This window comes from Paraburkholderia sp. FW306-2-2C-D06C, assembly GCF_058781505.1.
Map to the genome: position 1 here is coordinate 100,147 of NZ_JBYSWU010000024.1, position 11,947 is coordinate 112,093.

The 11,947-nt window shown below is 61.7% G+C and carries 15 protein-coding genes; 8 read left to right on the top strand and 7 right to left on the bottom strand.

From position 1 onward, the window contains the following. Nucleotides 1–113 precede the first annotated feature (113 nt). Nucleotides 114–905, bottom strand: coding sequence for a helix-turn-helix transcriptional regulator (locus AC3WLT_RS19545; RefSeq protein WP_492593338.1), 792 nt, complete (start codon nt 903–905; stop codon nt 114–116). Between the two features lie 102 nt (nt 906–1,007). Here AC3WLT_RS19545 and AC3WLT_RS19550 point away from each other — a divergent pair, with 102 nt between their 5' ends. The 3 genes from AC3WLT_RS19550 (at nt 1,008) to AC3WLT_RS19560 (ending at nt 4,170) form a co-directional block, all read left to right on the top strand. Further along, nucleotides 1,008–2,075: an alcohol dehydrogenase catalytic domain-containing protein gene (locus tag AC3WLT_RS19550; protein WP_492593339.1), complete on the top strand. Its 1,068-nt coding sequence runs from the start codon at nt 1,008–1,010 to the stop codon at nt 2,073–2,075. Between the two features lie 452 nt (nt 2,076–2,527). Next, nucleotides 2,528–3,502, top strand: a complete 975-nt coding sequence (locus tag AC3WLT_RS19555; protein ID WP_492593340.1) for a hypothetical protein — start codon at nt 2,528–2,530, stop codon at nt 3,500–3,502. Nucleotides 3,503–3,849: 347 nt separating this feature from the next. After that, the gene (locus tag AC3WLT_RS19560; RefSeq protein WP_492593341.1) at nt 3,850–4,170 is read left to right on the top strand and encodes a DUF4148 domain-containing protein; all 321 of its coding nucleotides are present in this window, start codon (nt 3,850–3,852) and stop codon (nt 4,168–4,170) included. 258 nt (nt 4,171–4,428) lie between these two features. Here the strand turns inward: AC3WLT_RS19560 and AC3WLT_RS19565 are convergent, their stop codons facing one another. From AC3WLT_RS19565 to AC3WLT_RS19575, 3 genes are all read right to left on the bottom strand, one after another. Beyond that, nucleotides 4,429–5,178, bottom strand: a complete 750-nt coding sequence (locus AC3WLT_RS19565; protein WP_492593342.1) for a hypothetical protein — start codon at nt 5,176–5,178, stop codon at nt 4,429–4,431. Between the two features lie 208 nt (nt 5,179–5,386). Continuing rightward, entirely contained in the window at nt 5,387–5,653 is a 267-nt protein-coding gene (locus AC3WLT_RS19570; RefSeq protein ID WP_492593343.1) for a DUF4148 domain-containing protein, read from the bottom strand. Between the two features lie 48 nt (nt 5,654–5,701). Continuing rightward, on the bottom strand, nt 5,702–5,929 hold the full coding sequence (locus AC3WLT_RS19575; protein ID WP_492593344.1) for a hypothetical protein: 228 nt from the start codon (nt 5,927–5,929) through the stop codon (nt 5,702–5,704). On the opposite strand from AC3WLT_RS19575, the gene AC3WLT_RS19580 reads away from it, so the two are divergent. The 5 genes from AC3WLT_RS19580 to AC3WLT_RS19600 all read left to right on the top strand — a co-directional run bounded on the left by AC3WLT_RS19580 (nt 5,928) and on the right by AC3WLT_RS19600 (nt 9,752). Continuing rightward, on the top strand, nt 5,928–6,074 hold the full coding sequence (locus AC3WLT_RS19580; RefSeq protein WP_492593345.1) for a hypothetical protein: 147 nt from the start codon (nt 5,928–5,930) through the stop codon (nt 6,072–6,074). The two genes, AC3WLT_RS19575 and AC3WLT_RS19580, sit on opposite strands and share 2 nt — an antisense overlap. Nucleotides 6,075–6,169: 95 nt before the next feature. After that, on the top strand, nt 6,170–7,114 hold the full coding sequence (locus AC3WLT_RS19585; protein ID WP_492593346.1) for a metallophosphoesterase family protein: 945 nt from the start codon (nt 6,170–6,172) through the stop codon (nt 7,112–7,114). 44 nt (nt 7,115–7,158) lie between these two features. After that, nucleotides 7,159–7,503, top strand: a complete 345-nt coding sequence (locus AC3WLT_RS19590; protein ID WP_492593347.1) for a cupredoxin domain-containing protein — start codon at nt 7,159–7,161, stop codon at nt 7,501–7,503. A gap of 382 nt (nt 7,504–7,885) precedes the next feature. Then, a complete protein-coding gene (locus AC3WLT_RS19595; RefSeq protein WP_492593348.1) occupies nt 7,886–8,662 on the top strand; it encodes a hypothetical protein in 777 nt (258 codons plus the stop codon). After that, nucleotides 8,622–9,752: a diguanylate cyclase domain-containing protein gene (locus AC3WLT_RS19600; protein WP_492593349.1), complete on the top strand. Its 1,131-nt coding sequence runs from the start codon at nt 8,622–8,624 to the stop codon at nt 9,750–9,752. Before AC3WLT_RS19595 ends, AC3WLT_RS19600 begins: the two co-directional genes overlap by 41 nt. Nucleotides 9,753–9,853: 101 nt before the next feature. Here AC3WLT_RS19600 and AC3WLT_RS19605 read toward each other — a convergent pair whose 3' ends face one another. From AC3WLT_RS19605 to AC3WLT_RS19615, 3 genes are all read right to left on the bottom strand, one after another. Further along, nucleotides 9,854–10,009 carry a hypothetical protein gene (locus AC3WLT_RS19605; RefSeq protein ID WP_492593350.1) on the bottom strand — a complete coding sequence of 52 codons (156 nt, stop codon included), beginning with the start codon at nt 10,007–10,009 and terminating at the stop codon, nt 9,854–9,856. Nucleotides 10,010–10,087: 78 nt separating this feature from the next. After that, nucleotides 10,088–11,560 carry a sodium:solute symporter family protein gene (locus tag AC3WLT_RS19610; protein WP_492593351.1) on the bottom strand — a complete coding sequence of 491 codons (1,473 nt, stop codon included), beginning with the start codon at nt 11,558–11,560 and terminating at the stop codon, nt 10,088–10,090. Continuing rightward, nucleotides 11,557–11,772 (bottom strand): DUF3311 domain-containing protein, encoded by a 216-nt coding sequence (locus AC3WLT_RS19615; RefSeq protein WP_492593352.1) that lies wholly within the window; start codon nt 11,770–11,772, stop codon nt 11,557–11,559. The genes AC3WLT_RS19610 and AC3WLT_RS19615 overlap by 4 nt, the downstream gene beginning before the upstream one ends. Nucleotides 11,773–11,947 lie beyond the last annotated feature (175 nt).

Sequence of the window (11,947 nt, forward strand, 5' to 3'; positions counted from 1 at the left end):
ATGCGAACAGGCGCAACTGTAAACAATCTGTTATTTAATCGTCAAGGCGGGATAACCCGCGACTGACGGCGGGCAAACGCGCGGCATCCGGGCCCGGCGTCCACCGAATCGATCTACGCGGCGTCCACCTTATAGATGGCGAGCTTTAGAGAAGGGTCGTCGTTGGCCTGGAACGTTGCGTATTCGACCCGCAATTCGCCCATGGTCGGGTGATGAAGCAACTTGCGGCCGGCTTGGGTGCCCTGAACATCGTGTGTTTTCCACCAGGCATCGAACTCCGGACAGCCTTCGCGAAGACGGGCCTGCAACTCGAGAAAGGCCGCATCGCCGGCCCACAGATCGTGGCTCGCGCGGAACTGCGCAACCATGCGCCTCGCCTCCCGGGCCCAGCCTGCGCCGAACAGCTGCCGGGCATGAGCGGTCGTCAACATGTAGACGAGGATATTGCGGTCGCGTTTTCGCATTGCGCCGAAATCCGTGAACAGTTCGGCAGCTGCGGTATTCCACGCCAGGATGTCGGATCGGCGGCCGGTGACGTAGGCGGGTTGAGCGAGATTTTCGACGACGCGGCGTACGGTATCGGGGACTGTCTCGAGAACGAAAGGGCGGCGTTCCGCGACGCGCGCCAGCGCTCGCAAGTGCGCGTGTTCCGCCGCATCGAGGCGCAACGCGCGGGCGAGTGCGTCGACCGTGGTGGAAGAAGGGCTGACATCGCGGCCCTGCTCGAGACGGACATACCAGTCGACACCGATGCCGGCGAGCTCGGCCACTTCCTCGCGTCTGAGGCCGGGTGTACGCCGCCGCCGCTCGTTCGCGATGCCGAGCGCGCCCGGGTCCAGACGCTCCCGGCGGGCGCGCAAAAAATGGCCTAGTTCGGCCTTGCTGGAGTCCACCGCGTCATTCATCACAGTGTCCGGGAGGGATCGCTCGGTCCTGGGATAGTACCAGTCCTGAATACGCCTGCTGTGCGCACCTATGATGGCTTCTCCGCACGAAGGAGGGAAGCCATGAAAGCCGCTCTGCTGAAAGCATTCGGATCGCCGCTGGTTATTGAAAGCTTGCCCGATCCTCATCCCGGCGCGGGCGAGGTGGTGATCGAAATTGTCGCCGCGCCGGTGCTGTCTTACGCCGCTGAGGTGTTCAGCGGAGCCCGGCAGTATCCATTGCTGCTGCCGCTTGCCGTCGGAGTCGGCGCGGTTGGCCGCGTGCACGCGGTGGGGCCGGATGCGACACGCCTGACTTCAGGAGAATGGGTATTTTGCGACCCTACGGTGCGCTCGCGCGATGACGTAATCTCGCCCGACGTCATGCTGCAAGGCTGGATTGCTCCGGGCGAAGGCGCGCAGCGTTTGCAGGCGCATTTCCGCCACGGCCCGTTCGCCGAAAAGATGCTGATACCGATGGAAAACGCGGTCCGTCTCGGCGCGCTCGATCGGGCGGCTGCACGGCGCTGGTGCGCACTGAATACGCTGCTCGTTTCCTATGGCGGATTGCTCGCGGCCGACTTGCAAGCAGGAGAGACGATCCTGGTCAGCGGCGCAACCGGCCATTTCGGCAGCGCGGCGATAGCGGTCGCGCTGACCATGGGCGCAGGTTGCGTCGTCGCGCCCGGCCGCAATACAGCAGTCCTTGACGATCTTGCGCGCCGATTCGGCCCTCGCGTCACGACAGTCGCGCTCACGGGCGACGAAGGCGATGATCGGCAGCGCATGTGCCGGGCTGCGCCGGGGCCGATCGACAAAGTGCTCGATCTACTGCCCCCTATGCCGGACGCGGCACCGTCGCGCGCCGCGGCAATGACGGTCCGGCCGCACGGCACTGTGGTGCTGATGGGCGGCCTGCGTGTAGGTCTGGAATTGCCTTACGCCCATCTGATGCGCAACTGCATCACGGTGCGCGGTCAATACATGTACCCTCGCAATGCGCCGGCGCGTCTCGTCGCATTGATCCGTTCGGGCCTTCTGTCGCTGGACGATTTCGAAGTGACGAGCTTCGGCCTCGATCAGGCCAATGAGGCCGTCGCGCACGCCGCCGCACATGGCGGTCCGTTCCGCGTCACCGTCATCCAGCCATAACACGGAACAAGCCGGCCTCGCGCGTGGGCTCGATTCAACTTTGACGATTGAAATGGGTCTTGAAATCAGGGGTGAAATCGCATCGACGTTCAGACGTCGCAATTACTACCAGTAGCGCTGAATGAAGCGCGAGGAACCGGGTAAGTCCGACCGGTGCGAACGCAGATTGACGGCAGTAGTGTTGCGTCTTGCTGAGTTTTGGCGGAAAGGCAACATTTAGACGTGAAACGATAGTGAATGCCTGATACCTGCGCCACGGACCTGCCGGTTCCCTCGCCGCATATCAGCTCACCCGACACGAGCGCGACCGCCAAGATGGCTCGAGCCGCGGTTCGACGACTGCGCACATCGCGCGGACATCCGGCGTGCCCCACGACACGTGGATCAATGGCCCTACGGTAACGGCAGCGCCGGAAAAAGCGAACCGTTTCTCACGCTAAGTGAGGAGCAACGTGAATCTTTTTCCTTGCACTCTGGTTTATGTGGATCTCGATGCAAGCCCCGGTCCCAACGCGACGAATCGCGACCCGCTCTCGTACGTGAGTCAGGCTGTCTGCCTGAACAACAGCTTGCGGCGCGTCGGCATTCCCACGTTGACCATCATGACCAATGCGCCAGCGCAGGTCGCGGAGCGGCTCGACAGTATGGCGCTGGGGCATCGTCCGGCGCTCATGACGTTGAGCGCGACAATCGAGTTGCCGAAGAACACGCCGTTCTACGCGGCGCATTTCAAACTGGATCTGATGGATCAGATCGCCTGCGCGTTGCCCGCCGACACGATGCTGTTGCTGCTCGACGCGGACATGGTGGCGATGCAGCCGCTCGACAGACGACTGATCGAACGATGCGCCGAAGCCGGCTTGGGCGCGTTCGATATCTCCGATCAGGTATTCCCGGCGTATGGGAGCGAAAGCGTCGTCGCGGATCTGGAAATCGTCGCGGGTCAGCGGCTCAGGAATCCGCGCTGGTACGGCGGCGAGTTCCTGCTGGCGACGCCCGACGCATTGCGCCGGCTGGTGCCGCGAGCGCGCGCCAGTTACGCGCGATATCTCGGCGAAATCGGCCGCATGCGCCATCACGGCGACGAGGCATTTATTTCCGCGACGCTGAACGCCTTGGTCGACGAGGGGCAGGCGCTTGTCGAGGTCGGTGCTTATCAGGCGGTCGGCCGTCATTGGCCCGGCAATAATTATCGCGACTGGATGTGGTTTCGCGGCTGTTCGCTGGTTCATTTGCCGGGCGGCAAGGCGTTGCTGGAGAAAGAGGCGCGCTTTGGCGAATTCGTGCCGGCCCGTTTCTGGCGCCGCATGCGAGTCGCGCATTGGCGCGGCCGCGTGCGCCACGCTCTGAAACGGATCGCTCGGTGGCTGAGCGTCGAGCGCCTCGCGACACGGTCTGCTTATGCGGTGCGCGGCGTGAAGAGTTAAAACGCGATCGGGTCAATCGGGTTGCAGCGAGCCGGTATCAGGGTAAATTCGAGCTGAAGCAGCAGACGCAGTAAAGGGCAGGGACGTGGCCCGCATCGTTGGCGATGCGGGCCACGTCACGTCGATAATTTTAGCGGCCTCTAGTGCCGTTCCGCGTTTGAGAAAGACGTATGCTCGGTTCGAGACAATCGCAGAGTTTCCTGCACCACGTGAGCTCAGGTTTCGTCGTTGACGCCACCTCCAAAGGGAATAAGCAAGCCGGTTCGAAGGTTAACCCATGCAGAGCGTCATGCTGCAGCGTCAGGTCGACGTCGAACATCGTGCGCTCGCACTTCGTGGAGAAAATCATGAAACTGAGTTCGCTGAATCGGCTTGTCATACAGTTCGCACCGGGTACGCTCATCGTGAGCGCAGCACTATTGGCGACGTCGACCACTGTCTTTGCACAAACGGCGCCGGAGCCAGGCGCGCATCAACTCACCCGCGCGGAAGTCATGCATGAACTCGAGGAGTTGGAGGCGGCCGGCTATAACCCGTCGCAGGGCGACGACGCTGCCTATCCCGCTGATCTTCAGGCGGCGGAACAACGGGTTGCCGCCAAACATGCGGCGGAAAAGAATGTGCTGACCGGTGCAAGCCCGGCAGCACCGACGAGGCCCACGCCTTGAAGTCGACGGGTTGCCCGGATCAAAGGACGCAATAGTTTGGTTTGCGATTCAGCGACGTCTGATGGCGGCAGGAAAAAGACAACCATGAAAGCCACGTTTCTGCATGTATTCGCAGCGAGTGGACCAGTCGCCGTGCTCACCCTTGCGTTGCCCTGTCGCGCGGGCGCATGCAGCGCTCACGCTTGCTTTGTCGCTTGTTGTCGTTTGTTGGTTTGTTGTTGCCTTGGCCAGGCTGTGATGTTTGCCGCGTTGCCGGAATCAGACATTTAGCGCCGCTTTGCGCGACCTTCGACGCTCCAGCCAGCTCCGCAATTGACCCGCCAGAAAAGCGCTGACGACCAGCGCAAGGTACACGGTGACGAGATCGTGACGCCACGCATCGAGTGCGGGTTGATGCGCGACCAGTTTCGGGTCGGGCGCGGGAAGGATCGCGTGCATTGCCACGACGGCACGCTTCATCCGGACAAAGCCCGCTGCGGATAGCAGCGGCAGGAATACGAGCAGGGTAAGCAGCGCGGGCTTCGCGTCGCGCACGATCGCATAGTGGCGCAACCGGAGCCACAAGCCGAGGCAGCCGTGCAGCCAGCCCGGCGCGAGCAGCGCCAGTTGCAGGCCTTGCGTGCCGCTCGTGATCAGCGATATCACGATCCGCTCGTAGTTCGGTTCGAAGCCGTAGAGCGAGCCCGCGAGGCGCGTTGCCACCGCATGGCGGATGAGCAGAAGAGGCAGGCTGAGCCCTGCCCAAAGGCGTATCCATTCGGTGAGCGGCAGCGCCCAGTGATTGCGCCCGTAGATCGTGCGCAAGGCCAGCGCAAAATGCAGGAGGGCCGCACCGTACAGCAGGATCGTTCCGGGCACGCTGCGCCAGACTCGCAGAGCCAAGGCGAGGCCGTGTCCCGCAAGATCGAGCGACCAGATCCCGAGTGCGTGGTTGACCAGGTGGAGAAACAGATAGATCAGCAGCACCACGCCCGATGCTAGCTGCAAGCGGCGCAAAACAGGTCGCACTTCAACCTCCGTTGATGTTGTCCATGCAAACGGGTTTGTTTGAAGCCCGCTTGAAGGTCGCTTGAAACCGCTTGAAACCCGTTGAAGCCCGTTTGAAACTGCGACCGAAAACGCTGCGGCCGAAAGGCCAGGAACGGCGTGCGGTCCTTTGCGCTCGCACGGCAATCCTGGCGTAGCTTTCGGCACATGTTCCGGCGGCGCGGAACATTCAATTGGCCGCTTTAGCCGATGCCCCGCTTGCGGCCGCGTCGCGGGCTGCATTCTGTTGGGCGAGATGCGCTTGCTTCATGCGCTCCACTTGTGCGGCGAAAATCGGATTGACGTCCGGGTACGAGGTGTCGGTAACGTAGTTCAGGCCGTTTTGCTGCGCTTCGATCAGTTCCTGATAGACCTCGGCGCGCGTCTTGGCTTGGGCAAATGCAGCCGACGATGTGAAAACGGCCAGCGAAATGGCGGCGATGACGAGCTTTTTCATTTCAGACTCCTATGAGTGTTGCACGGTGTGCGACGAGCAGACGCCGCTTCATTCCTGAATATTCCCAGGGCTTGAATGAACAGCGCGGGTCCGACTGTTCCTCGCCGCTTGCCCTCGGCGGTCAATATCGGACGGCGCTTCGCAGTGACGTACCGCATCGGCGAATCGCTGCAACGCGCAGAGCGAACCGCATACGCTCTGGTACTCCTCTCGGCCGATCCTGCCGTCGAGGATGACGGTTATGCCCGAGGCGCGGGCCATGTCGATGATGTCCATGTCGACTACTCCTTTCGTGTTCTCCGATCTGCAAGACTGCCGGTTCGGTGCGGCTATTCCCACGTTCCCGCAGATTGCGGGCGTGTCGGCCAGCCGGGCGGCGGGATTGAAAAAAAATCCGGTGGATCGGTTTGGGCGGGAATAAAACGGATGGCGCGGCAGTCACGCTTCATGAACCGAGTCGAGAGGCCCGCCGGATGATCCCGCGGTCTGCCTCCGAATCTTTATCCTGAGGTCAATATGTCGTCAGATCATTCATTCGATCCGTCGCGTCGCGGCGCGCTGAAATGTCTCGCGTTCGGCGGCGTGGGCACCGTGTTCATGCTGGCCGGAGGCGTTCTCACGCCGGTGGAGTTGGCCCTTGCCGCCGGCGCGAAGGATTCATCGACGGCCGGCAATGTTCCCCTTTTCCTGCAGATCAGCGACACGCATATCGGTTTCAATAAGGAAGCCAATCCGGATGTCGCGGGCACGCTCAAGCAGACGATCGACTTCGTCAATGCCATGCCGGTCAAACCGGCGCTGACAATCCATACGGGCGACATCACGCATCTATCCAAGCCGGCCGAGTTCGATCTCGCGGCGCAATTGCTGTCGGGGCTGAATATCACGGAGTTGCACACCGTGCCGGGCGAACACGATGTGACGGATGGGCCAGGGGCCGAATACTTCAGCCGGTTCGGTCAAGCCTCGGACAATAAGGGCTATTACAGCTTCGACCACAACGGCGTGCACTTCGTCGGTCTCGTCAATGTCATGCATTTCAAGCCGAACGGTTTGGGAGGCCTGGGCGATGAACAACTTGCATGGCTCGAAAACGACCTGAAGAGCCGCTCATCCAGCACACCGATTGTCGTCTTCGCGCACATGCCGATGTGGACGATCTACGAGCCGTGGGGCTGGGGCACTGGCGATGCGGGCCAGGCAATGAGCTATCTGAAGCGCTTCGGTTCGGTGACGGTCCTGAACGGCCATATTCACCAGATCGTCTCGAAGGTCGAGGGCAATATCACCTTCCATACAGCGCGCTCGACGGCCTATCCGCAGCCGACGGCCGGCAACGGGCCAGGCCCAGTGCCGCTGACGGTGGCGAGCGATCAGCTTCCCAGGATGCTCGGGGTGACCAGCATCAAGATCGTGCGCCATCCGCTCAAGGCGACGCTGGCCGATACCACGCTCGTTTGACTTCCGGATACCGTTCACCAGCAGGAACCAGCAGGAGATAAGTTATGCCAACGACTCATATTCGCCGTGTCTTTTTTTCGCTCCTCGGGATTGGAGGGATCATGGCGGCATCGGCCGTTTTTTCTGTCGCTCGAGCCGAGGATCCCAACGCGGTTGTTATCAAGAACTTTATGTTCTCGCCGATGGCGCTCACGATCAAAGCCGGTTCGACGGTGACCTGGAAGAATCTCGATGGCGAACCGCATACGGTTGTCAACGACGCCGGTATTTTTCATTCCGCGGCACTCGATCAGGACGATACTTTTCAGTTCAAGTTCGATAAGCCGGGGGTCTATAAGGTGTTCTGCGGCATACATCCGAATATGAGGGAGACGATTACCGTGCAATAGGGGCCTCGGAGGCCTCGGGGGCCTCGGTGGGCGCGTAGCGCCTGGTAACACATGTAACCGATTGCGAGTTCCCAGCGGCCCACTCTCAGTGGGCCCATTTGTTGCGTGTCGGATAGCCGTGGCGCATCACTTCCGCGTCAGCGGGAAAGGGGCGGGCAGTCCAGCTTCACCGCCCCGCGCATCGCTACACACCGTGTGGAATTTTTACCTGTTCTGATCAATAAAAATCCAATTCGCAAGCTGACTTCCGGCGCGGCAGCGGATATTGTCGCCGCCCGGCGAGCGGGGTACATTCTTCCAGCGGCTTTGCATTGGCCAATTGCAAGCCGTGCGAACACAAGTCTGCTGAAACGGCAGACGTACGAGTCCGGAGAGTGTTGCGATGTTCAACCATACCGACTTGCCTGAATCAGCTGTAGACGGCCCGGATACCGGTTTCAATCCTGACTTTGAGTCGATGCCCGCCGCACCGCCTGGGCGATTCGGACGTCTTGCGCTTTGTGTCGCGGCCGCAGGTGCGTTGGCTCTCGGCGTAGTGGGTACGGTTGCTTACGGCGTCTGGTTCAACCACGATCAGAAGACCTACGCCGAGGCAATGACGGGCGCGCGCGAGGCGCTGGCCATTACCGCTTCGACGGCAGCGGTGAAAGTGGCAGCATCGACGAAACCGGCTGCACCGGCGATATCGGCTGCATCGGTAAAACCGGCGGCATCGACCGAACCGGCGGCATCAGCGAAAGCATCAGCGAACCCGGCGGCATCAGCGAAACCGGCAGCACCGTCAGAATCGACAGAATCGACAGCTTCGGCAACAGAAGACGACCCTCCAACTGAAAATGCCTACTTTGCCGGTCAGGTAACACGATCCTCGTCGCTGCCTTCCCGGGAAACTGCCGTTGCCGCCGTGGACCCCGCCGCGTCTGCGTCGTCCGACCGATCCGCTCGCCGCGCAGCCGCTTCGCCAGATCCTGCTGCGCCGCAGCTGGCCGACACGCGCCCTGGCCGGGAAGCCCGAGCCGCTCCGCAGGACCGCCGTACTCAAGTGGTGCACCGGAAAGCCAAGAGGAGCCTCTTTGCCCGTATGGGTCTGTTTTTTCGTCGCGTGAGTTACCGGCAGCATGGCACAGGAAACAGGCAAGACACCTATTCCCATCCCTGAGCGGTTTCGTTCGCGGCGCGCCCTCGCTTCGCGCTTCAGGCTGGGCCCGGCTCCGATTGCCGGCGCATCGTTGCTTTGTCTGCTGATTAGCGTCCTGTATCTTGCCCTGCAAATCAGGACGATTTTTTCGGACCAGTTGCGCCAGGAATATATCGGGTTCGTCCTCGAAGCGGTCGAACGTGCGGAAAGTGCCCGCAACATGGTCGGTGTCTGGGAACACCTGCGTGAAGGTAGCGACGCCCGATCGGACGGCTACCGGCATGCGCGTCAAGAACTCGCAGGACGCCTCGCGTCACTCGCGGCGCTGGTCGATGCGAGTCCGTCCGAGGCGCCGCAAGTTCCGCCATCCGCGCTATCGCCTGACGCAAATCTCAGCGGTACGGATGCATTGCTCGGCTCGGCATCGGCATATTGGCATGCCCAGCGAGACATCGTCGGCGCCGATGTGCGGGTGCGGATTTCCCACGTCGCAAACACGTTGATCGCTTTGGGAGCGTTGCTGTTCGGCATGCTATTCACTGCGCTGGCAATGTATGCGAAGCGTACTCGCCAACTCGCAGGCCGGTCGCACAAGTTCGAACACGCGGCGCTGCACGACGCGATGACCGGGCTGCCAAACAGGCGGAAATTCTTTGCCACGCTCGATGAAGCCGCGGCAAGCTCGTCCGCCGACTCGGCGCTCCATAGAATTGCGGTCCTTTATATCGACCTGGACGGTTTCAAGCGAGTCAACGATTCCCTCGGCCATCGACTCGGCGATGAATTCCTGATTTCGGTTTCCAGACGTTTTCGCGATTCGGTTCGTCAAGCTGACGTTGTGGCCCGAATCGGTGGCGACGAGTTCGCGGTGCTGATTCGGGATTTTTCGACGGATGCCGAACTGGGCGAAATAGCCCAGCGTCTCATTGGCTGCGTGAGCCAGACTGACGAACTGATGGGGACCGGGCTGGTTCGTGCCAGCATCGGCATCGCCAGTTTTCCCGATCCCATCGAGGACTACCGCCGCCTCGTCGCCGTGGCCGACGAAACGATGTATCAGGTCAAGCGCAACGGCAAGAATGGCTACGCGTTCGCGGTGCGCGCGAACTGATCGGGATTCGATCCCCGCGCAATTTTCGATCCCGGCTTCGCATCGCCGGCGGCGAGACGAGGCGCCGGCGAGGCGAGGTGAGGCGCCGTCGCGTGACGCGTCTATTCGACGTCTTGCGGATTCAGCCACGGTTGAAGATGCGCCCGATTTTCGCGGTAGTAGTTTTGCAGGTCGCCGGCATGGCGCTCGCTCGCGAGCCGCAGCGCGAGGCGCGAGGTCCGGATTTCCCCCGCCGGGAGGTCTGTCGTCGAACGCATCAGCTGTGTCCGTTTTGCCAATCAACGAGCTGCTCCCGTGCATTCACTTCGGCGAACGACGGCAAAGCGCGAAGCCGCTCACTGCACCGCCGCGGACGCCCGCCCGGCCGAACGCGGCTGTGTCATCGCACTGACTGCGGCAAACACGATCACGTTCAAGGCCAAAGCCAGAAACCCCACATTCACGTCCTTCAACGCATCAGGCAAAAACGGCATCAACTGCGCAACGCTGAGATGCATCGTCGTCGTCACCGCGACCACCGTCACGCCGGCGAGAATGCCGCAGAACGCACCCTGTTTCGTCGCCCGATTGCGCGGCGCCAAACTGCAGATCACCGCAGGGAACAGCTGCGTCACGAAGCTGTAACCCATCAGCAGCAAGGCCACGATCGTCTCCCCGCCGTGCAGCGTGAAACCTACGGCCACCAGTGCAACGACAGGCACGAGGATGCGCGCCAGACTCGCCACCGTCGCGTCCGACGCGCCGCGGTTCACGATGCCGCGGTAAACATCGTTGGCAAGCAGTGTCGACGCCGAGGTCAGGATCATCGAGCCAGGCACCAGCGCGGTCAGCACGCCCGCGGCGCCGATCACGCCGATGAACCACGGGTCGAAGGTCTGCAACGACAGGCGGAACAGCGACAGGTCGATGTCGCCGCCCTTCAGGCCCGGCACCTTCAGCGTCGCGGCAAAGCCGACGAAGAACACGAACAGCAGGATCAACTGGTACAGCGGCAGCACCATCGCGTTGCGCCGGAAAATGCGCGCGTCTTTTGCCGTGTATACCGAACCGAACGTGTGCGGCCACATGAAGAATCCCAGCGCGGTCAGCAACACGGTCGACTGGAACCAGGTCACGCTCGAACCCTTGGCCGGGAAGGTCAGGAAGCCGGGGCGGGCGGCATCGATCGCGCGGAACATGTTGCCTAAACCGCCGTAGTAGTGAAGCGGCAGATAAATGCCGAGGAACAACACGATCGCGAGAATCAGCAGGTCCTTCACCACCGAATTCCACGCCGAGCCGCGTACGCCGGAGACGATCACATACGAAGTCACCACCGCGGCGCCGATCCACACGGCCGCCGTCGACGAAATCGCGCCGTACGACGCGGTCGCCACTATGATGCCGAGCCCCTTCAGTTGCAGCACCAGATACGGAATCAGTGCAGCCACGCCGACCAGCGCCACCAGCGTGCCTAGCGCCGGGCTGTCGTATTTGCGCGCGAAGAAGTGCGGCTGCGAGACGAGATGGTGCTGTTTCGCGTAACGCCAGATCGGCGGCAGCATCCAGTACGAAAGGATGTACGCGAGCGTGCCGTACGCGAGGATGTAGTAGACCGGAGCACCCTTGCCGTAAGCAAAGCCGCTGCCGCCAAGAAAAGTGAAGGTCGTGTAGATTTCGCCGGCCATCAGCAGAAACACGAAGGCGGTGCCGAAGCTGCGGCCGCCCACGGTCCACTGTTCGAGGCTCATGTCGTGGCCGCGCCGCGCGCGCACGCCGAGGTACAGCGCAAACAGCGTGATGGCCGCAATGATGACGAGTGCGCTCATGATCGGAGCTCCTCGCCTTCAGCGGCAATCTGCCGATTGGCGGGGTCCAGACGGTACACGATCGCCATGATGATCGAACTCAGCACCACCCAGATGACGATCCAGGCCAGCACGAACGGCATGCCGAGCACGAGCGGTTCGACACGATTGACAAACGCGATACCGAGCACAATGCCGATGAACGGCAACGCGGCGAGCGCACGAAGCGACATGGGGCAACTCCTCGAACCGGTGAGTACGTCTCGTTGAAAGTGTGGCTTCGGTGGCGACTGTATGCCTGATGCTTCGGTTGCGTAAAGCAGGTCAAAAAAGCCTCTTTTGAATTTTGAGTGGGTAGGTTTGGCGGGTCAAGGACGGGCGTAAGCCCGGCGTAGCGAATCCTTGAGG